A 19,269-nucleotide genomic window follows, 5' to 3' on the forward strand; every position below is an offset into this window, starting at 1 on the left:
GCCTGTCTGTCTTGCGATCTGTGCACCACGCTAGAACCCATGTAGGACCATCTATGTCCTAGTTATCTGGAATTCTCGGATCCATGAACGACACACCGGCACGGCTGCTTCGGCTGCTGTCATTGCTCCAGACTCCGCGCGAATGGCCGGGTAGCGAACTGGCCGAACGGCTGGGCGTCACCGATCGGACGGTGCGCCGCGACGTCGACCGGCTGCGTGAGCTGGGCTACCCGGTCGAGGCGACGATGGGGGCGGCGGGCGGGTACCGGCTCGTCGCCGGGGCGGCGTTACCGCCGCTGCTGGTCGAGGACGACGAGGCGGTGGCCATCGCGGTCGGACTGCGCGCGGCCGCGGGGTACGCGGTCGCGGGCATCGAGGAGTCGTCCGTGCGGGCGCTGACCAAGCTGGAGCAGGTGCTGCCGGCCAAGCTGCGCCGCCGGGTACGGGTGCTCGGCACCGCGCTGGCCCTGCCGACCGATACCGGTCCGCTGGTGGATCCGGAGGTGCTGACGGCACTGGCCGCGGCCGTAACCAACCGGGAGCGAGTGCGTTTCGGGTATCGCGACGGTGACGGCAGGCAATCGCGCCGGCATGCCGAACCGGTCGGGCTCGCACCATCGCGGCACCGGTGGTATCTCGTCGGGTATGACCTCGACCGTGACGACTGGCGGATCTACCGGGTCGATCGGATCGAACGTCCGCAGCCGACAGCGGCGCGCTTCACTCCACGCGCACTGCCCGCCACCGATCCCGCGGCGTATGTGGCCGGTCGCCGGACCGACTGGGGTACGCCCACTTTCCGGCTTTCGGTCACTTTCCACGCGGCGGCGCGGCGGATCACCGGCCGGGTGGGTGACGAACCGGGTGACATTGTCGCGATCGACGAGGACACCTGCCGCCTGGACACCCTCCGCGACGACTCACCGGAGTGGTTGGCGCACAGGCTGATCGCGCTCGGCGTCGAGTTCACTGTGCACGAACCACCGGAGCTGATCCGCGCGCTGCGTACGGTATCCGCGCGAATCGAACGCGCCGTCGGCCCGGAAGCTCAGCGCGGCAACTGAACTCGCAGGACCGCGCCGCCCTCGGTGCCGGCCAGGAGCTCGTCAGGCCGGCCGGGCGTGGCGACGACCGAGGTCAACGGTTCACCGGACAGCACCGCACAGGCCACGCCGGTGGCCGGATCGACGCGGACCAGCTGGCCGGAAAGCGTGGTGACGTAAAGGATTCCGCCGGCATCGATGAGCAGGTCGTCGGCGAAATCCGGGACGCCGGGCAACGCCGAGGCGAGGTTCGCGACCACGGTCTGGTTGCCCGGATCATCGATCGAGACTCGGAGAATCTGGCCGAGCGGGCCGCCATTGGCCGTCACATACAGCGAACGCCCCTGCGCCACAATCCCATTGGCACCCAACTTCGCCGCCTTCTCGGTCCACGCGGTGTCGACGCTCCCGTCCCGGCGCACTCGGATCACGCCGACGGTGGACGCGACATAGAGATCGCCCGTCTCATCGAAGGCCGCGCCATTGGGAAACGTGAACCCGGAAACGAAGACCTCCGGTTTCGGGTTCACGGCGGCCGGATCGAAACGGACGACACCACCGGGACGAATCGCGCTGGTCGGTGAGTCGCCGTAGACGACGTAGAGCAGTCCGTCCGGTCCGCTGCGCACGGCGCCGGGGAATTCGACGGGAACCGTCGCGGTCAGTGCGCCCGAACGGTCGTATCGCTGCACCTCGTTGCGGTAGAGCCGGGACACCCACAGGTTGCCCTGGGCGTCATAGCCGACGTTCTCCGACCAGTCGAGCATCGGCACCCCGGCGGGCATCGCGGTGGCCGCGAACGCGGGCGCGCACGCGGCGATCGGCGGCGCGGCGACGATCGGGTCCGCCGTAGCAATAGGTGCGGTACACGCCAGCGCGACGAGTGCGGCGGGCCACAGCAGCGAACCTGGGCGACGGAGTGTTCTCAACGGGCACCTCGGTCTCGGGTAAGACGGCACGACGATCGGCTGGCAGTCTAGCCACCTGAACAGAAGCAGTCCGTTCTCACACCAGGCGTGGCCGGGGCGAAAACGTGCCGCGCCCGCTCGGGCGCCGCATGAAGTCCCCTGAGCGGCAAAATATTTGGCAAGATCGGGGAATGCCATTTTTCGACGGCGAGCGCGGCCGGATGCACTATCGGCGGTGGCCGGTCGAAAACAGCGTCGCGACCGTGCTGTTGCTCCCGGGATCCGGTCAGCACAGCGGTCACTATCACCGGTTCGCGCGCACGCTCCGGACCGCGGACATCGGGACGTGGGCGCTCGATACCTACGGGCAGGGCCTCAGCGAGGGCGAGCACGACAATCCGGGCACCTTGGCCGAGCTGGTCGCGGACGCGCGGATGCTGTTCGATCTCGTCCGGGCCACGGAGCCGGGACCGCCGCTGGTCCTGATGGGGCATTCGCTCGGCGCGGTCACCGTGCTCGGCCTGTTCGGCGCGGCGGAGCCGCAAGCGCGCGGGACGACCGCGGACGCCGCCGCGGTGGAACGCGCCTACCCGCTGCGACCGGCGATCCCGGCGGACGCGGTGCGCGGCCTGGTGCTGTCCGGCGTCTCGAAACGGGCGCTCGGCGGCGGTACCCCGGACGCGCTGGGAACACCACTGCCGCGCGGGCTTCCGATCCTCGCGGTGCACGGCGTCGAGGACCGGCGGGCGCCGATTGATGCGGTCAGGGTATGGACTCAGCGCCACGAGTCGGTACATTTACGCGAGTACACCGATGCCGGGCACGATCTGCTGCACGAGCCGGTGCACGCGCGGGTCGCCGCCGACATCGCGGACTGGATGCAGGGTGCCGTCGTGGGGTTGGCTCGGCGCCCGTGAACTGAGCCTGCTCAGAGATGAGGAAGGGGGACGTCAGATGCCAGCTGAGGAGAACGCCAACGGGGTCGGGAGCCCGGATCTTTCGGCTTTCGCGGCGCCCGGAGCCAGTGCCGCGGGGTTACACAGCGCGGTCGACGACGGGGACCTGTGGATCGACCGCGTGCTCGTGGCGGACGGAGTGCACGAACGCTGCGCGCGCCGCTACGAGCAACTCGCCAATCAGATCGAGGACCAGATCCGCACGCTCAGCGCCGCCTCGTCGCTGCCCGGGTTCGGCGGATTCGCCTCCGGTGACGCGTTGCGCGCCGGCTTCGAAACCAAGGCGCACGGCGCACTCACCCGGATGTGGGAATACGCCGAAGCCGCCAGGGAACTCGCGCTGACCTTCCGGGCTGCCGGCGCGGCCTACCACCGGGCCGACCACGTACTCGCCTCGGCCGTCGGCCGGATCGACGCGGAGGGGGCGGCGCATGCGTAAGTTGCCCCGCACGCCCGAGCGGTTGCTCGCCCGGCGCAACGATCCGGCGTACGCGCCGAATGTCGAGGTCTTCGACAACCTGACCCATCAGGAAATCCACGACAAGGTCCGACTGCTCGATCCAGCGGTGCTCAGCGGCGGTCAGCAGGCCTGGGGTGACGCGGCGGCGGGGCTGGCCGAGGCGATCTCGCAGGCGCACATCGAGATTCGGGCGGACATCGCCGACGGCTGGCGCGGCAGCGCGGCGCAGCAGGCGGTCGAGGCCGTGTACGGGTTCGAACAGACCGGCCAGGATCTCGCGGACGTGCTCGCGGTGGTCTCGCAGCGGCTCGGCCAGGCGGCCGACGCGGCGGAGGCGCTGCGGGCCGCGGTATCCGCACCGTCCGGGAAGGCGCCCGATCTGGGTGCCGCGCTGCTGGATCCGACCGCGGCGACCAGCAATGTCGCCGACCAGAAGACGACCGAGCACACGCGGCAGGACATCGTGCGCTCGATGAACGACATCTACGCCGGGGTGTTCATTCCGACCGGCAACAACGTGCCCGCGTTCCTGGACGAACAGTTCGGCGAGGCGCCGGCCGCGCCGAGCGGGACCCCCGCCGCGAAGGTCACCGGGGCCGGCGTCGACGCCGGAACGCCGGTCGCGCAACAGCTTCCGGCGCAGATGCCGGAGGCCGCGACACAACCGGTCGACGCACCCGCCGCCGCACCGACGTCCGGGCAAGCCACGCCCGCGGATGACCAGCCCGCGGCGACCCCACCCGCGACGGTGGCGGCGTCGAGCGCGGTCACCGATGCCGGAGGTCCCGCCGCCCCGGCGGCACCCAGGGTCACCGCGGCCGCGGCGGACACTCCGGTCTCCCTGGCCCCGGCCGCGACCCGGCTGCACACCGCGCCCGCCACCGCCGCGGCACCGAACACCACCACCGCCTCGACGGCCGCACCGATCAGCGTGCCCGGCGCCCCGGGCACCGTGGGCGCGGGCACCCCGGACGAACAACGCAAACGCGATGAACGCCGGACCAACTCCCCCAGCGGCAGCGACGCGGTCGCCGGGCTCGGCGCCGGTGCGATGGGCGGCCTGATGGGCGGCGCGATGGCCGTCGGTGACGCGCCGCGCCACGGCGCCAGCGTCGCCGCCAGCGCCGCGGCGAACGCGCGCGCCCCGCGCTTCGACGACGAGGACGAGGACGACTTCCACTTCGACGACCTGCCGACCTACCTCGAACCGGCCGACGACAACGGCGAGCTGATCGGTTCCATCGATCCGACCACGCCGCCGGTGCTCGGCGAGTGGACCGAGCTGGAGTGAATTGGACGCTGACGCCGGACCAGTTCGCGCTGGCCTGGGCGCGTACCGACGGTGATCGCATTCCGTACCCGCTGGCCGTTCGCTTGTCCGCACGCGACACCGTCGAGCGGGACGCGCAGCTGCCGGCCTTACAGAGTTGGTGTGATCGGGTGCTCGACCCCGATCTGGAGGCGGCGCTGCGCGTGCTCGGCGCGCCGGAACTGCGGATCGAGGTGTTCGGCGAGCGCACCGTCACGCCGAGTTCGGATACGCCGACCGGACGGGCACTCCACGCCGCGGCCGGCGATATCGGTGCGGGAGACTCCGAGGCGGGGATGGTCCGGCCGGTGCGGGTGCTGGGTGCCGCGGCAGGCAACGTCGCGGTGGTGGCCGCGCAGCGTCCCGGCGCCACTGCGGATCGCGGCGGGGATATCCGGCTGTTCGTAGGGAGTGTGAAAAGCCTGACCGCCCGGGTCGTTTCGATGCTGCCGGAGCGCACACCGGGCACCACCCCGCGCCTGACCGCGCCGCTGGCCCGGGTCGGCGAGGACAGTCGCGACCTGGTCACGGTGCCGGTCGCCGGGCCGACCGTGCCCAGCCGGATTCGCAGAATGTTGCGGCAGCCGCGCGACGGCATCGGCCAGATCGTGGTGTCCGCCCGGCGCGGCGCGGGCGAGCTGCGGCCGTTCGGGGTGCTCTGCTGGATCGATGTGGTCGACGACGGCCGCTATTCGGTGCGCACCGGCACGGACGTGGACATCATTCCGGTGACCGCACACGGATTCATCGCACAGCTGCGCCCGATGGTCACCGCCGCCGAGCGGGCCGGGGCCTACGCCGACCGCTGGTAGTCACGGATTGCGTGCGGTCGGTCCCCCAAACCGTCCCGGACCGCGGCGCGCTCCCGGCGTTACGGTGGTCGGATGCCCCTCTATGAATTCGAAGGCAAACGCCCGCAAGTCGATCCGACCGCGTTCATCGCGCCGACCGCGACCCTGATCGGCGACGTGCGGGTCGAGGCGGGCGCCTCGATCTGGTACGGCGCGGTGCTGCGCGCGGACCTGGCGCCGATCATCATCCGCGAGCGCGCCAACATCCAGGACAACGCGGTGCTGCACGTGCCGCCGGACGTGCCGATGGAGATCGGGGCGGGCGCGACGATCGCGCACAGCGTGGTGTTCCACGGCGCGTCGGTCGGCGCGGAAGCCATTGTGGGCAACGGAACCACGGTGCTGGATCTGGCGAAGATCGGCGCCGGTTCGATGATCGCCGCGCACTCGCTGGTGCAGCCCGGCACCGAAATCCCCGACGGCGTACTTGCCGCGGGCTCCCCCGCCGTAGTGAAGCGCCCCATTGAAGGCACCCAGGCCCAGATGTGGATCCAACTCAACCCCACCTTCTACGCCGAACTCGCACAACGCCACCGCAAGGGGATCACCGAGGTCTGACAGACGCAGAACTCAGGCGAGCAGGGTGGTGACCTCGTCGTCCTCGAGCTGGTGGAAGTCTTCGTAGGCGGTGCCGACGCCGCCGAGGGTCTCCGGGACCAGGGGGCAGACGATCTGGTCGGCTTCCGCGGCGACTCTGCGCAGGGCCTCGGCCGAGGAGACCGGGATCGCGACCACGACCTGGGCCGGCCGATGCAGGCGGGCGACCCGGCAGGCGACCACGACGGTCGCGCCGGTGGCCATTCCGTCGTCGACGATCACCACGGTGCGTCCGTCGAGCGGGATCGGCGCCGAGTCGCCCCGCCACACCATCCGGCGGCGATCCAGTTCCGCGCGCTCGAGGTCTTCGATCCCGGCGAACTCCCGCGGCGTTATCCCGATGTGCGACAACACATCCGGGTTGAGCACCCGGATCCCGCCCTCGCCGATCGCGCCCATCGCCAGCTCCGGCTGCCACGGCACGCCGAGCTTGCGGACCAGCAGGATGTCCAAGTCACCGCCGATGATCTCGCGCACTCCGGCGGCCACCGGGACCCCGCCGCGAGGCAGACCGAGCAGCAGCGGATCGGCCGCGCGCAAGTGGTCCAGATGCGTGGCGAGCGCGCGACCGGCGGCCGTCCGATCGGTGTAGATCATCCACTGAAACGCTACGCCGACCGGTCGCCCGATCTGTCCGCTTCGCGATACTGCGCCGCTCGCGCCGCCGGTCCGGGTCAGCCGCGTTCGGTGATCGCGAATCGGCGCAGGGAAAGACTCGGATTGGTGGTGCGGACCTCGGCCAGCCGGTCGAGGTCGACGCCCGCGGTCAACACGCCCGGATCGTCACCCAGTTCGGCGAGCACAGCGCCGGTCGGATCGATGATCATCGACGCGCCCGCGCCGAGCGGCGCGGCCTGATCGGCGGCGGCCACATAAACGGTGTTCTCGATGGCCCGGGCGCGCAGCAGCGTCGTCCACTGATCGACCTTGGCCGGACCGGGAATCCACTGGGCCGGCAGCACCAGCACCTGCGCGCCCGCGGCGGCCACCCGCCGGATGCCCTCCGGGAAGCGCAGATCGAAGCAGGTCTGCAAGCCGAATGTCACGTCCGCCACAGTGAAGGTGGCCGGCGGCTCGATCGCGCCGGCCTCGATCACCTCCGATTCCAGGTGCCCGAAGGCGTCGTAGAGATGGACCTTCCGATACTTCGTGACCAGATCTCCGTCCGGCCCGAGGACGACCAGGGTGTTGCGGATCCGGCTACTGTCCGGCGCGATCTGTTCGACCGTCCCGGCCACCAGATGAACCCCGAATTCACGGGCTATCTCGCCGAGTCCGGCGACGAACGGCCCGGTCAGAGGTTCGGCGGCGGCCACGACGCGGTCATCGAGGCGGGTGACGGCAAACATCGAGTATTCCGGCGCGACCACCACCGACGCGCCCCGATCACGCGCCGCGCGGACGTGCTCGCGCAGCGCGGAAAGGTTGGCCGACGGGTCGGTGCCGGGGGCGAACTGGACGACCGCGACGTCCAGCTGGTTCGGTGCTGTGGTCTGATTCGTTTCGGAGCTATCCAGTTGCATAGGTCTCACCGTATTGGGGCGGTGGCCGGGCAAGCCAGCACGAGGCAGTAAACTCCTGGTCAATGAGTACCAATCAGGTCGACAGCGTTCCTGGCGACAACGACAGGGACACCGACGGCCCGACCTTCGCCGATCTCGGGATCGATGACCGCATCCTCGCGGCCATCGCCGATGTGGGCTATGAGTCGCCGTCGCCGATCCAGGCTGCGACGATTCCGCCATTGCTCACCGGCGCCGATGTGGTCGGCCTCGCGCAGACCGGCACCGGCAAGACCGCCGCGTTCGCGATCCCGATCCTGATGGGTCTCGAAACCTCCGGCAAACTTCCGCAGTCCCTGGTGCTCGCGCCGACCCGCGAGCTCGCGATCCAGGTGGCCGAGGCGTTCGGCCGCTATGCCACGCACATCCCCGGGCTGCACGTGCTGCCGATCTACGGCGGCCAGGCCTACGGCGTGCAGCTGTCCGGCCTGCGCCGCGGCGCGCATGTCGTGGTCGGCACGCCCGGCCGGGTGATCGATCACCTGGAGAAGGGCACGCTCGATCTGTCCCAGCTGAAGTATCTGGTGCTGGACGAGGCCGACGAGATGCTGAAGATGGGCTTCCAGGAGGACGTCGAGCGCATCCTCAAGGACACGCCGTCGACCAAGCAGGTCGCGCTGTTCTCCGCCACGATGCCCGCGGCCATCCGCAAGATCTCCAAGCAGTACCTGAACAATCCGGTCGAGATCACGGTCAAGTCGAAGACCTCCACCGCCACCAACATCACCCAGCGCTGGGTGCAGGTCTCGCATCAGCGCAAGCTGGACGCGCTGACCAGGGTGCTCGAGGTCGAGTCGTTCGAGGCGATGATCATCTTCGTGCGCACCAAGCAGGCCACCGAGGAGCTGGCCGAAAAGCTGCGCGCCCGGGGCTTTTCCGCGGCGGCGATCAACGGTGACATCGCGCAGAACCAGCGGGAGCGCACCATCGGTCAGCTCAAGTCCGGTGCGCTGGACATCCTGGTCGCCACCGACGTGGCCGCGCGCGGCCTGGACGTGGACCGCATCTCGCACGTGGTCAACTACGACATCCCGCACGACACCGAGTCCTACGTGCACCGGATCGGCCGCACCGGCCGGGCCGGGCGCAGCGGCGAGGCTCTGCTGTTCGTCGCGCCGCGCGAGCGCCACCTGCTCAAGTCGATCGAGCGGGCCACCCGGCATTCGCTGGAAGAGATGCAGCTGCCCAGCGTCGACGACGTCAACGCGCAGCGCGTCGCCAAGTTCGGCGACAACATCACCGAGAGCCTGACCTCGTCGAACCTGGCGTTGTTCCGCAGGCTCATCGAGGATTACGAACGCGAGCACGACATTCCGCTGGTCGACATCGCCGCGGCGCTCGCCGTGCAGTCCCGCGACGGCGACAACTTCCTGATGCAGCCCGAGCCGCCGGAGCCGGTGCGCGAGCGGCGCGAACGCCCGGATCGCCCGCGCCGCTTCGAAGGCGACGACGACCGTTCCGGTTTCGGCCAGCACAGCCGGGCCAACGGCACCGAGCTGGCCACCTACCGGATCAGCGTCGGCAAGCGGCACCGCGTGGTGCCCGGCGCGATCGTCGGCGCCATCGCGAACGAGGGCGGCCTGCGCCGCAGCGACTTCGGGCACATCAGCATCCGGCCCGACCACAGCCTGGTCGAGTTGCCCGCGAATCTCCCCCCGGAGACCCTGGAGGCGTTGCGTCGCACCAGGATCAGCGGCGTGCTCATCCAGCTCACCCCCGATCAGGGTCCGCCGGGACAGCGTTCGTTCGCCCGCGGAGCGCGCCGCGAGGGCGCGCCGGCGAAGCGGCCGGAGCGGCGTAAGCCACGCTCCTGAGCCGGGGAGGCTTCCCCGAGGTCAGCGGCGCTAGCTACAGTGTTGCCGTCCGGGCGTAATTAGTGCCGACGGCAGCGGGTGTCCCGCGAAAACTCGAGACGTGATGAGCGACAATGGCGCAGCCTGCTCTGGGCGACAGTTGCGCAGCCCGCTCATCACCGATCGGGTGCGGGTGTCCCGCAAGACACAGGAGGGCCGCGTTTGTTCGTGTTCGGTGATCGTGTCGTCTGCTCCGCCGTCGACCTCGTGCGCGCGGCGCGCTGTGAATTCGCGCTGCTTCGCGCCCTCGACACCGAACTCGGCACGATCGCGGCCGATCCGGAGACCGCCGCCGAATGGGCGCCTAGGCGGCGCACCTGGTTCGATGATGCGCGCGACCGCAGGCTCAGCGACTTCCGCGACCGGTTCGGCAGCTCGATGGTGGAGATCCCACGCCCGCAGCACAACTCGGACAGTCCGAAAACACTGATCGCCGCGTTGACCGCCGCGCACGCGGAGACCGTCGCGGCGTTGCGCGCCGGGGTGCAGGTGATCCACGGCGCCACCTTCTTCGACGGAACCTTCGACTGCTCCGGCGATTTCCTGGTGCGCGCGGATCATCGGGTGCGCTACACCGTGCACGGCACCGCGCACAGCAAGGCCGACCGGGTCGGCGCCGCACTGGAACTCGCCGCCTGCGCCGACGCGGTGGACCACAGCGGATCGCTGACCGGTCCGCTGCTGCGGCTACACCTCGGCGAGGACAACACCGCGTACGCGCTGAGCGATCTGCTGCCGGTGTACCGGGCGCGCAGGCGCAGAGTCGAACGCATCGTGGACGAGAAACTCAGCGAGCTGCTACCCGTGCAGTGGGGCGATCCCCGTTACCTCGCCTGCGGGCGCTGCGGAACCTGCACGACGGCGTCGGCGGCCGCACGGGATCTGCTGCTGGTCGCGGGCATGCCGACCACGACCAGGGCCCGGCTCCGCGAAGCCGGCGTGAGCACCATCGATCGGCTGGTCAGCACCGAGAACACCGTCCGCGGCGTGCCGCCGCGCACCTTCACCGCGCTGCGCCGCCAAGCCGAAATCCAGCTGCGCCGGGAGGATTCGGGCCTGCCGACGCACAGCCTGATCGATCCGATCGCACTCGGCGCCCTACCTGCGCCCTCCCCCGGCGATCTCTCGCTCACCGTCGACGGCGGCGGACGCACCCCGCTGGCCGTGGATGTCGGCGGGCCGGGCACCGTGCATCTCAGCTTCCGCGGACCGTTCGGCGTCGAGGGCGAGCCGGGCAGCGAGGCAGCCGGGCAGCGGCGCGCGCTGGAGGAGGTGCTCGACTATCTCGTGCAGCGCCGGCGGATGTATCCGGATATGCACGTCTACCACTACACCTCCGCGGTGCGCTCGGCGTTGCTGCACTGCGCCGGCAGTTCCGGCGTCGGCGAGGAGATCGTGGACGAGCTGCTCTGCGACGGCGTGCTGGTGGACCTGTATCCGATCGTGCGCAACGCGCTGATCATCGGCGAACGGTCCTACCGGTTGAGCAGGCTGGCGCGACTACTGCCCGGCGCGGCGCATTCGCCTGCGGCGGAACGGGATTGCCTGACCGTGCTCCGGCTGCGGGACTGGCTGCTGGATCGGGCGGCCGAGCAGCGCATCGATCCGCGGGCGATCACGCTGGAGCGGGCCGGATCCTGGTGCCAGGTGGCCGGACCCGACGGGCTGGAACCGATCCCGCCGTCGCGGCCGTCCTCGTTCGAGGCGGCGCTCGCGGAATACGCCGCGGCGCAGGACGAACCGCGCCACACCGCCGCCATGCTGGCCGCGGCGCTCGGGTATCACCGGCGGGAACGGCAGCCGCTGTGGTGGGCGCACGTCGATCGGCTGAGTCATCCGGTCGACGAATGGGCCGACGCGCCAGGGGTTCTGGTCGCCGAGTGGGGCACCGTCGACACCAAGTGGCATCGCAGCCCGGACCGGCCGACCATGCGCCGGTATCTCACGCTGACCGGGCGGATCGGGTCGAGCTGGAGCGCGGGCGGGCCCGGGCCGGCGACCGTGCTGACGCCTGGTGCCACCGTCTACACGTTCTACGACCGGCCCGCCGCCGCGGGGATGGTCACCGCGGTCGGACGCCGGGCCACCGCCGTCGCGACCGTGCTGGGCTGCTCGGTGGACGCCGAATTCGACGACGCCGTCCGGCTGGAAGAACTGCTGCCCGACGGCTGCGAACCCTACGACGAACTACCCACCGCGATCGCCCCCGGCCTACCCGCATGGGACTGGAATGCCGAGACCGCGGTCGAATTCGCCGCCCAGCAGCTGCTCGTCGCGCTCCCGGAGATTCCCGAAAGCGCCGTGTTCGACCTGCTCGCCCGCCGCCCGCCGCGCCTGCGCAACGGTGCCGCGCTGCCCGAAGTGCACGGCGACCATGCCGCCGCGATCACCGCCGCGATGCGCGAACTAGACCACTCCTATCTCGCCGTGCAGGGCCCCTCCGGCACCGGCAAGACCTCCACCGCCGCCCGCGTGCTGGAACGCCTGGTGACCCGGCACAAGTGGCGGGTCGGCATTGTCGGACAGACGCATTCGACGGTGGAGAACCTCCTGGACGCGCTCGTGCGAGCGGGCGTGCTGCCGGAGCTCGTCGCGAAGAAGGACGTCGAGTCGGTGGCGCCGGAGTGGGTCGTCATCGACGCCTCCCGCTTCTCGCGCTTCCTCGACAACGCCATCAGCGGCTGCGTACTCGGCGGCACGCCAACGGATTTCGCGAACGAGGAGATGGTGCCGCGGGAGTCGCTCGACCTGCTGGTGATCGCGGACGCCGGGCGGTTCCCGCTGGCCGACGCGGTCGCGGTCGGGGTCAGCGCGCGAAATCTGTTGCTGCTCGGCGATCCGGTGCCGCCGGTCACGCACAGCGCGCACCCGGAGCCGGTCGGTGAATCGGTGCTCGGCTGGCTCGCCGAGGGGCGGCACACGCTGTCCAGCACGCGCGGTTACTTCCTGGACCGCACCTGGCGGATGCATCCGCGGGTGTGCGACCCGATCTCCCGGCTCTACTACGACGGACGGCTGCGGTCCAACGAAACCGTCACCCTCGCAAGGGAACTCGACGGCGAGGCACCCGGGGTGAACACCGTCCTGGTGCCGCATCACGGCAATGCCACCGAATCCGCGGCCGAGGCGCGCGAGGTGGTCCGCCGGGTGCGCGCGCTGCTCACGATGAACTGGACCATCGGCACGATGACCAGGCGGCTGCATCCGCACGACATCTTCGTGGTCGCGCCGTACGCGGCGCAGGTCGGACGGATTCGAACCCTGCTCGCCCGGGCCAAGATCGAGGATGTGCTGGTCGGCACGCCGGACCGGTTCCGCGGACGGGAGGCGGCGGTGGTGCTGCTCTCGATGACCACGTCCAGCCCGGCCGACGCGCCGTACGGGATGCCGTTCCTGTTGTCCCGCGCGCTGATTCACGCGGCGCTGTGCCGCGCGATGTGGAAGGCCGTCATCATTCGCTCACCGCTGCTGAGCGAGTACCTGCCCGCCTCGCCGGAGGAACTGCCCGACCTGGCCGGGTTCCTGCGCCTCTGACCGATCCCGGCTCAGCCGAAGCACTTTCCTTCGCCACGGTAGGTGGGAACGGTGGTCCGGGTGCCGTCGGAATCGACCAGGTGCACCTGGTCGAAACGCTCGCACAGCTCGCCGGCCTTGGCGTGCCGGAACCAAACCCGGTCGCCGATGCGCAGTTCCGACGCACCGGTCAGCGGTGTCTGTACCTCGCCCGCGCCCTCGGTGCCGATCAGGCCTAATCCCTTCGGCCACACCGGCTTCGGCACCCGCGAGGCTCCGGTCGGACCGGACGCGATGTAGCCACCCGCGAAAACCGTCGCGATGGACGGGGCCGGGCGGCGCAGCACCGGCGTCGCGAAAAACAGTGCGGGCCTTGGGGTGAAGGACCGGTAGTGATCGAACAGCGTGGGCACATACAACCCGGAACCCGCGGTGACCTCGGTGACATCCGGATCGGCGGTGCTGACCTCGATGGACCCCGATCCGCCGCTGTTGACGATCTCCAGCTTGCCGGTCACCGCCCGCACCGCGTCGAGCACGCGCTTACGGCGCTTGGTGATCTCGGCCGCCGACGCCCGCTTCATCAGGCGCAGCGCGACATTGCTGTCCGGCATGCCGGCGATCTGCGCCTCGTAGGTCATCACGCCGACCACATCGAACCTGCGCCGCAGCGCCTCACCGGCCAGCGCGGCCGCCTGCTCGGGCGTGCGGATCGGCGAGCGGCGCACGCCGAGGTGCAGCGGCCCGATGCGGAGGGAGGCGTCGACGTCGAGACACACCCGCGGGCGCACCCGGTCGGTGCCGACGGCGGCGCGGATGAGGGTCAACTGGTCGGCATCGTCGATCATCAGGGTGATCGACCGCAGTAGCGTCTCGTCGGCGGCCAGCTCGGCCAGTCCGGCGCGGTCGGCGGTCGGATAGCCGAGCAGAATGTCCCGGGCGCCGCAGCGGACCAGCCAGATGGCCTCGGCCAGGGAGTAGGACATGATGCCGGCGAAGCCGCCTGCGGCGGTCAGCTCGTCGCCGAGGACTGTTTCGAGGATGGCGCGACAGCGCACGGATTTGCTGGCGACCCGCACCGGGACGCCGTTCGCGCGGCGCACCAGATCGGCGGCGTTCGCGTGTAGCGCGGTCAGATCGAGGGCGGCCAGCGGCGGGTCGAGCTCGGCGGTGGCCGCGTGCAGGCCCGCAATGGGAGATGTGTCATCGGTTCGCTCGCTGCGCTCGCTCACCAGGCCAACTCAACCATCAAACTGGTCAAACGTCCAGTATTTGCGGATTCCTCTTTCCCGAGGTCACCGCGGCAGGCGTACCGGCTAGACCTCGGCGGCCCTGGTCGCCAGGCTGCTCACCAGATCGTCGAGTACGACCAGCATTGTCTCGTCATTGCAGTCGGCGAGCCAGCGCAACACGGTGCCCTGCAGCACCGAGACCGCGTAGGCGGCGATCGCCTCGACCGGCTCCAGCCACTGCGCGCCCGAACGATCGGCGCAGAGCTGCAGGAAGGCGGCGACTTCGGTGTCCATCTCCCGGTAGACGGCGGACGCGGCCGGGTCGGCTATGCAGTCGGTCTGCACCGCCCACCGCTCGCGCAGGGTCTGCACCGTCGCCTCGTAGGCCTGAACCTGCTTGGCCGGCGCGGCCTTGACCAACGGCCAGTACGCGCTCACGCCGGCGTGCAGTAGCACCCGTAGGGCGCGCACACCTCCATGGTCCAGTGACGCGGCCGCCTTCTCGACGGCCTCGCAGATGGTCGGCCGCAGCCGAACCACTGCGGTGTCTCCTCGTACGCTCAACGACGACTCCCTCGGCGAAAAGATCTCGCGCACCCTCGTCGGCGCGACTCGTCGAACATGGCGGGCAATTCGCTGGAAACCCCAGGCTGCCCGGTCCAACGTTCATCAATGGTAGAGGGTTTCCGGGGTTTGAGAACAGGTTCAATGGGTAATTCCAGACTGAAAGAATGTTTTGTTACCCAAACGGAATGGTGGGGGGACCACTCCGCCCTGCCCGGATTTCCCTCCCCCGAGGTCACTCTCAGCCCTGCCCGGCCGATAAGCAGACCGTTGTCCACTGTACGGGCGGGCTCGAACGTGCCCCGAATCCTGTGGCCGATCACACAGCTGAACCGCACAAATCGGTCACCTACCGGTGTGCGGTTCGATCCGCGAACGACACCCGCCCGATACCGACGGGCGGATAGCCTTGGTCGGTGACTCTCTCGCCGCCTGCCGACCAGTACTTCATCTCCGGCACCTTCAACTTCCGCGACCTGGGTGGACTGCGCACCGTCGACGGCGCGAAGATCCGCCCCGGCGTGCTGCTGCGCTCGGCGCAGCTGACCGGCCTCGACGAGGCGGGCCTGGCCGCCCTGCGCACACTGCGGGTCAGCGACGTGCACGACCTGCGCGGCGAACGCGAGATCGACCACATCGGCCACGACCGGGTGCCCGACGGCGTACGGGTGAACGTCACCCCGTTCGACGCGCGGATGGCCGAGGCGCCGCCGCATCACACCGACGCGCAGGGCGCGTTCACCCACATGCTCGAGGTCTACCGGATGTTCCCCGCGCTGCCCGAGGCGCACGCCGCGATCACCGCGCTCGCCGAATCGATCGCGCTCGGCGACGGCGCGGTGCTGGTGCACTGCGCGGCGGGCAAGGACCGCACCGGCTGGGCCATTGCCACGCTGCTGCGCGCGGTCGGGGTGACCGAGGCCGACGTGCGGGCCGACTACCTGGAGAGCAACGGCGCCGTCCCGGCGTTGCGCGCCATGATGACGACGAAACTGCTGGGCGGCGAAGAACTTTCGATCGACCTGCTCGGCGTGCGCGAGGAATACCTCGACACCGCCACCGCATCGATGCACGAGTTGCACGGTGACGTCGACGCCTATCTGACGGCCGCCGGGTTCACCCCGGAGCTGCGGGCCCGGCTGCGCGAGCGGATGCTGGAGTGAGACAGCATCATTCGTCCTGAGCAGGGCCCCGGCGGACCAGGCCGTCGGCATCGATGGTGACCTGGTCGCCGGTGTGGAACCAGGTTCCGGTGAACCGGGCGGCGGTGGTGGTCGGGTCGTTCCAGTAGCGCGGGCAGACGTTCGGGCCGCGGCACAGCAGTTCGCCGTGGCCGACCTGCGCCTGCGGCCCCCACAGGGCCAATTCCGTGCCGCCGAACGGGAATCCGAGCACGGTGTCGCCGTCGTCGGCCGGCTCCGCGTCGTCCACGGCGAGGCCGATGCCGCTGGTCTCGGTGGCGCCCCAGATCGACCACTGCCGTGCGGCGGGGAACATCTCGCGCAGTTCGGCGGCCAGGTCGGCGGGGGTCGCGGGCGCGGCGGCCCGTTCGCCGCGGTGCCCGGCCTTGCTGACCCGGGCGATGCTCTCGGTGCGCACACCGTCCGCGCGCAACGCGGCGAGCTCGGGCAGCAGTCCGGCGAAGATCCGCGGCGTCGCCGAGACCATGTCGATCCGTTCGGCCACAATGGCTTCCGCGAGTCCGCGGCGGTCCCGGGCCAGCACGACGGTGCCGCCGACGGCGAAGGTCGGCAGCAGCTGATCGACGCAGCCGCTGGCATGCGCGAGCGGCAGCAGCAGCAGGTTGCGCAGGCCGTCGGTCGGCAGATCGAGCGCCGAGACCACCGAACGTATTGCCGACAACAGGTTTTCGTTGGTCAGCTCCACGCCCTTCGGCGCGGTGGTGGCACTGAGCTGAGTGCCGCTGGTGTAGCTGAGCAACGCCAGATCGCCCAGTGCCGCACCGTCATCGATGAACGCCGCGCCATCGGGCAACTCGGCTCCGCGGGCGATCTCCCGGCCGAGCACGAAATCCGCTCTGCTGTCGGCGATCACGCGCTCGGCCACCGCGTCGGGCAGGCCGTCGTGCACGAGCACCGGCACCGCGCCGCTGAGCAGGGCGCCGAGAAACGCCTGCACCCAGCGGACACCGCCGGGCATGTGCACGGCGACCCGGTCGCCGTAACCGATGCCGTGCTCCTGCAATCCGCCCGCGATGCGCGAGGCGGAATGCCACAGCTCCCGATAGGTCAGCCGCGGGCCGCCGATCTCGACCACGGCCTCGCGCTGGGAGAAGGCGTGCACCTGTAGGTCGAGCAACTCGGTGAGCGCCGGGGTGAGGTTGCCGTAGCGCAGCACGCCGTCGGCCCCGCGCGCCAGCGGGTTGGCGCTGGCATACGGGCGGGTCAGGGGGTATTCGACGAGCAACTGCGACATTCGTCCTCCGCGCGCCTCGAGTCAGCAGGCTCTGCGACTATATGACGCGAGTCACATTTTAGCCGGGAGAGGCGGAGAACGTGTCCGGTCTGTCACCGCCCGGTATAAGTCGCCTTCCCCGGACCGACCTCGAGGAAGCTGCGCACCGCGCCCTTCAGGTCCGCGGTGTCGAACAACGCGCCGGACACCTCGGGTGTCACCGAATCCGCGTGTGCGACACCGCCGGAACGCCAGGCCTCGATGATCTGCTTGGTGGCGGCGTGCGCCAGCGTCGGGCCGTTCGCCAGGCGGTGTGCCAATTCCCTTGCCGCCGTGTCGACGTCGTCGTGCACGGCGTTCACCACACCCCAGTCCGCCATGGTGGACGCCGCGTACAGGTCGCCGGTCATCACGAATTCGCGGGCCCGGCCCGAGCCGGCGCGTTCGGCGAGTCGCTGCGGTCCGCCCATCGACGGCGTCAGCCCGACCACGGTCTCCACCAGGCCGAACTTCGCCTTGGGCGCGGCCAGGATGATGTCGCAGGCCAGGGCGATCTCGAACGCGGCGGTCAGGGTGAGACCGTGCGCGGCGAACACCACCGGGCACGGCAGCGCCTCGATCGGATGGATGATCTGCGCGAACAGAGTCCGCCACAGTTCGGCGCCCTGCTCGACCGACAAACCGTCGAAGACGTGCACGTCCACGCCGCCGGAGACCAGCTTGCCCTCGGCGCGCAGCAACACCGCGCGTGGCGGGTTCGCCGACAGCTCGGCGACGTCCTCGATGAGCGCGTCGAGCATCGCCCGGTCGAAGAGGTTCAGCGGCGGATGGGCGAGCGTCAGCGTCGCCACCTCGGCGCCGCCGTCGGTGGTTTCGCGTTCCAGGCGGGTGGCCTTCGTATCGGTCATTCGGTCAGACTAGGTGCTGCGTCTGCGAGACTGTCCAGGTGACCAAGTCGGTGGAAAGCGGCTCCTACGTCGAGCCCGGCGAGTTCAAGCGGGATACGAACTACATCACCACGCGAATCACGGCCGACGGCCGCGATGGCTACCCCGTCGAGCCGGGCCGCTACCGGTTGATCGCGGCGCGGGCCTGCCCGTGGGCGAATCGGACGCTGATCGTGCGGCGCCTGCTCGGGCTCGAGGGGGTGCTCTCGCTGGGATTGTGCGGGCCGACGCACGACAAGCTCAGCTGGACCTTCGATCTCGATCCCGGCGGCGTCGACCCGGTGCTCGGCATTCCGCGGCTGCGCGACGCGTACCTGGCCCGGTTCCCGGACTATCCGCGCGGCATCACCGTGCCCGCGGTGGTGGACGTGCCGACCGGGCAGGTGGTGACCAACGACTACGCGCAGATCACCCTGGATTTCTCCACCGAGTGGACCGAGTACCACCGCGAAGGCGCGCCGCAGCTGTATCCGGAAGCGCTGCGCGCGGAGATCGACGAGGTGAATCTCGCGGTGTTCCGCGACGTCAACAACGGCGTCTACCGCTGCGGTTTCGCCGGATCCCAAGACGCCTACGAGGCCGCCTACGACCGGCTGTTCAACCGCCTGGACTGGCTCACGGAACGGCTTGCGACGCAACGCTATCTGGTCGGCGACACGATCACCGAGGCCGATGTGCGGCTGTTCACCACGCTGGCCCGATTCGACCCGGTCTATCACGGCCACTTCAAGTGCAACCGGTCCAAGCTGAGCGAGATGCCGGTGCTGTGGGCGTACGCGCGTGACCTCTATCAAACCCCCGGTTTCGGCGACACGACCGACTTCGGGCAGATCAAGGAGCACTACTACGTGGTGCACCGGGACATCAACCCGACCGGAATCGTGCCCAAGGGACCGGACCTGGAGAACTGGCTGACCCCGCACGGCCGGGAAGCGTTGGGCGGGCGGCCATTCGGTGACGGCACGCCGCCCCCGCCGCCGGTGCTGGCCGAGCGGGTGCCCGCGCTGCGCCAACCGGACTGATGGAACCGATCAGGCTGGGTACATCGTTGTCATGACG

17 protein-coding genes are annotated in these 19,269 nt (G+C 70.1%); 10 read left to right on the top strand and 7 right to left on the bottom strand.

Features of this window, described 5'->3' with window-relative positions; all coding sequences use genetic code 11:
* The first annotated feature begins 83 nt into the window (after positions 1-83).
* The gene (locus ACFYO1_RS17595) at positions 84-1,064 is read left to right on the top strand and encodes a helix-turn-helix transcriptional regulator (protein ID WP_387231971.1); all 981 of its coding nucleotides are present in this window, start codon (positions 84-86) and stop codon (positions 1,062-1,064) included.
* On the opposite strand, the gene ACFYO1_RS17600 is transcribed toward ACFYO1_RS17595, so the two are convergent.
* Positions 1,049-1,972, bottom strand: coding sequence for an SMP-30/gluconolactonase/LRE family protein (locus ACFYO1_RS17600; protein ID WP_387231973.1), 924 nt, complete (start codon positions 1,970-1,972; stop codon positions 1,049-1,051). The genes ACFYO1_RS17595 and ACFYO1_RS17600 overlap by 16 nt on opposite strands.
* Positions 1,973-2,142: 170 nt before the next feature.
* Here ACFYO1_RS17600 and ACFYO1_RS17605 point away from each other — a divergent pair, with 170 nt between their 5' ends.
* From ACFYO1_RS17605 to ACFYO1_RS17625, 5 genes are all read left to right on the top strand, one after another.
* Positions 2,143-2,868, top strand: coding sequence for an alpha/beta hydrolase (locus tag ACFYO1_RS17605; protein ID WP_387231975.1), 726 nt, complete (start codon positions 2,143-2,145; stop codon positions 2,866-2,868).
* 37 nt (positions 2,869-2,905) lie between these two features.
* Positions 2,906-3,346, top strand: coding sequence for a hypothetical protein (locus ACFYO1_RS17610; protein WP_387231976.1), 441 nt, complete (start codon positions 2,906-2,908; stop codon positions 3,344-3,346).
* Positions 3,339-4,658, top strand: a complete 1,320-nt coding sequence (locus ACFYO1_RS17615; protein WP_387231978.1) for a hypothetical protein — start codon at positions 3,339-3,341, stop codon at positions 4,656-4,658. The genes ACFYO1_RS17610 and ACFYO1_RS17615 overlap by 8 nt, the downstream gene beginning before the upstream one ends.
* A complete protein-coding gene (locus ACFYO1_RS17620; protein WP_387231980.1) occupies positions 4,655-5,488 on the top strand; it encodes an ESX secretion-associated protein EspG in 834 nt (277 codons plus the stop codon). The genes ACFYO1_RS17615 and ACFYO1_RS17620 overlap by 4 nt, the downstream gene beginning before the upstream one ends.
* Positions 5,489-5,560: 72 nt before the next feature.
* Entirely contained in the window at positions 5,561-6,085 is a 525-nt protein-coding gene (locus ACFYO1_RS17625; RefSeq protein ID WP_387231982.1) for a gamma carbonic anhydrase family protein, read from the top strand.
* 12 nt (positions 6,086-6,097) lie between these two features.
* Here ACFYO1_RS17625 and ACFYO1_RS17630 read toward each other — a convergent pair whose 3' ends face one another.
* Together ACFYO1_RS17630 and ACFYO1_RS17635 are read right to left on the bottom strand one after the other, a co-directional pair.
* On the bottom strand, positions 6,098-6,721 hold the full coding sequence (locus ACFYO1_RS17630) for a phosphoribosyltransferase (RefSeq protein WP_387231984.1): 624 nt from the start codon (positions 6,719-6,721) through the stop codon (positions 6,098-6,100).
* A gap of 77 nt (positions 6,722-6,798) precedes the next feature.
* Positions 6,799-7,647 (bottom strand): carbon-nitrogen hydrolase family protein, encoded by an 849-nt coding sequence (locus tag ACFYO1_RS17635; protein WP_387231986.1) that lies wholly within the window; start codon positions 7,645-7,647, stop codon positions 6,799-6,801.
* A gap of 62 nt (positions 7,648-7,709) precedes the next feature.
* Between ACFYO1_RS17635 and ACFYO1_RS17640 the strand changes: the two genes are divergently transcribed.
* Positions 7,710-9,500 carry a DEAD/DEAH box helicase gene (locus ACFYO1_RS17640; protein WP_387231988.1) on the top strand — a complete coding sequence of 597 codons (1,791 nt, stop codon included), beginning with the start codon at positions 7,710-7,712 and terminating at the stop codon, positions 9,498-9,500.
* 207 nt (positions 9,501-9,707) lie between these two features.
* Positions 9,708-13,073, top strand: coding sequence for an AAA domain-containing protein (locus ACFYO1_RS17645; protein WP_387231990.1), 3,366 nt, complete (start codon positions 9,708-9,710; stop codon positions 13,071-13,073).
* Positions 13,074-13,084: 11 nt separating this feature from the next.
* Here ACFYO1_RS17645 and ACFYO1_RS17650 read toward each other — a convergent pair whose 3' ends face one another.
* Together ACFYO1_RS17650 and ACFYO1_RS17655 are read right to left on the bottom strand one after the other, a co-directional pair.
* Positions 13,085-14,284, bottom strand: a complete 1,200-nt coding sequence (locus ACFYO1_RS17650) for an amino acid deaminase/aldolase (RefSeq protein WP_387231992.1) — start codon at positions 14,282-14,284, stop codon at positions 13,085-13,087.
* An 84-nt stretch (positions 14,285-14,368) separates the two neighbouring features.
* A complete protein-coding gene (locus ACFYO1_RS17655) occupies positions 14,369-14,848 on the bottom strand; it encodes a TetR family transcriptional regulator (RefSeq protein WP_378720868.1) in 480 nt (159 codons plus the stop codon).
* Positions 14,849-15,264: 416 nt separating this feature from the next.
* On the opposite strand from ACFYO1_RS17655, the gene ACFYO1_RS17660 reads away from it, so the two are divergent.
* Positions 15,265-16,011, top strand: a complete 747-nt coding sequence (locus ACFYO1_RS17660; protein WP_387231993.1) for a tyrosine-protein phosphatase — start codon at positions 15,265-15,267, stop codon at positions 16,009-16,011.
* Positions 16,012-16,018: 7 nt separating this feature from the next.
* Here ACFYO1_RS17660 and ACFYO1_RS17665 read toward each other — a convergent pair whose 3' ends face one another.
* Both ACFYO1_RS17665 and ACFYO1_RS17670 read right to left on the bottom strand, forming a co-directional pair.
* Positions 16,019-17,284: a class I adenylate-forming enzyme family protein gene (locus ACFYO1_RS17665; RefSeq protein ID WP_387231995.1), complete on the bottom strand. Its 1,266-nt coding sequence runs from the start codon at positions 17,282-17,284 to the stop codon at positions 16,019-16,021.
* A gap of 92 nt (positions 17,285-17,376) precedes the next feature.
* Entirely contained in the window at positions 17,377-18,171 is a 795-nt protein-coding gene (locus ACFYO1_RS17670) for an enoyl-CoA hydratase/isomerase family protein (RefSeq protein ID WP_387231996.1), read from the bottom strand.
* A 38-nt stretch (positions 18,172-18,209) separates the two neighbouring features.
* Here ACFYO1_RS17670 and ACFYO1_RS17675 point away from each other — a divergent pair, with 38 nt between their 5' ends.
* Complete coding sequence (locus ACFYO1_RS17675) at positions 18,210-19,232, top strand: glutathione S-transferase family protein (RefSeq protein ID WP_387231998.1); 1,023 nt, start codon at positions 18,210-18,212, stop codon at positions 19,230-19,232.
* Positions 19,233-19,269: the final 37 nt, after the last annotated feature.

It is taken from the genome of Nocardia sp. NPDC006044 (assembly GCF_042871115.1).
Taxonomy (GTDB): Bacteria; Actinomycetota; Actinomycetes; order Mycobacteriales; family Mycobacteriaceae; genus Nocardia.

Coding starts and splice junctions, on each gene's coding strand:
- ACFYO1_RS17595 (WP_387231971.1), top strand. CDS start 84: ATGAACGACACACCGGCACGGCTGCTTCGGCTGCTGTCATTGCTCCAG.
- ACFYO1_RS17605 (WP_387231975.1), top strand. CDS start 2,143: ATGCCATTTTTCGACGGCGAGCGCGGCCGGATGCACTATCGGCGGTGG.
- ACFYO1_RS17610 (WP_387231976.1), top strand. CDS start 2,906: ATGCCAGCTGAGGAGAACGCCAACGGGGTCGGGAGCCCGGATCTTTCG.
- ACFYO1_RS17615 (WP_387231978.1), top strand. CDS start 3,339: ATGCGTAAGTTGCCCCGCACGCCCGAGCGGTTGCTCGCCCGGCGCAAC.
- ACFYO1_RS17625 (WP_387231982.1), top strand. CDS start 5,561: ATGCCCCTCTATGAATTCGAAGGCAAACGCCCGCAAGTCGATCCGACC.
- ACFYO1_RS17630 (WP_387231984.1), bottom strand. CDS start 6,721: ATGATCTACACCGATCGGACGGCCGCCGGTCGCGCGCTCGCCACGCAT.
- ACFYO1_RS17635 (WP_387231986.1), bottom strand. CDS start 7,647: ATGCAACTGGATAGCTCCGAAACGAATCAGACCACAGCACCGAACCAG.
- ACFYO1_RS17640 (WP_387231988.1), top strand. CDS start 7,710: ATGAGTACCAATCAGGTCGACAGCGTTCCTGGCGACAACGACAGGGAC.
- ACFYO1_RS17665 (WP_387231995.1), bottom strand. CDS start 17,284: ATGTCGCAGTTGCTCGTCGAATACCCCCTGACCCGCCCGTATGCCAGC.
- ACFYO1_RS17670 (WP_387231996.1), bottom strand. CDS start 18,171: ATGACCGATACGAAGGCCACCCGCCTGGAACGCGAAACCACCGACGGC.